Annotated in this window: 1 protein-coding gene; it reads left to right on the forward strand. The window is 64.7% G+C overall.

Annotated elements, in window-relative coordinates:
• A partial coding sequence (locus IG02_RS0135520) for an FG-GAP-like repeat-containing protein (RefSeq protein ID WP_030757786.1) occupies nt 1–583 on the forward strand: 583 nt, incomplete at its 5' end.
• Between the last annotated feature and the right edge of the window lie 6 nt (nt 584–589).

Below are 589 nucleotides of genomic sequence, written 5' to 3' on the forward strand. Positions count from 1 at the left end.
AACCGGCGAACTCTACCTCTACCCCGGCACCGGAAACACCGGCCTCAACACACTCGGAACCCGCACCCTCATCGGAACCGGCGGCTGGAACGGCATGAAGAACCTCTTCTCCGGAGACTTCAACGCCGACGGAAAGACCGACCTCGGCGCCGTCAAAACCGAAACCGGCGAACTCTACCTCTACCCCGGCAGTGGCACCTCCGGCCTCAACACACTCGGCTCACGGGTCCTGATCGGAACCGGCGGCTGGAACGGCATGAACAAGCTCGCCTCCCCCGGCGACTTCAACGGAGACGGCAAAGCCGACCTCATCGCCACCAAGACCGAAACCGGCGAACTCTTCGTCTACCCCGGCACCGGAAACACCACCACCGGCCTCAACACCCTCGGAACCCGCGTCCTCATCGGAACCGGCGGCTGGAACGGCATCTCCGACTACGCAGCCGCCGACTTCACCGGCGACGACATCGGCGACCTCACCGCCATCGCCTCCACCCCCTACAAGACCGGCAAGCTCTACCTCTACAAAGGCAACGGCAGCACCCTGGGCGGCCGTACCGAAATAGGCACCGGCGGCTGGTAGACCACG

Origin of the sequence: Streptomyces sp. NRRL F-5135, assembly GCF_000719775.1 — a bacterium.
In the GTDB taxonomy this organism is placed as follows: domain Bacteria; phylum Actinomycetota; class Actinomycetes; order Streptomycetales; family Streptomycetaceae; genus Streptomyces; species Streptomyces hebeiensis.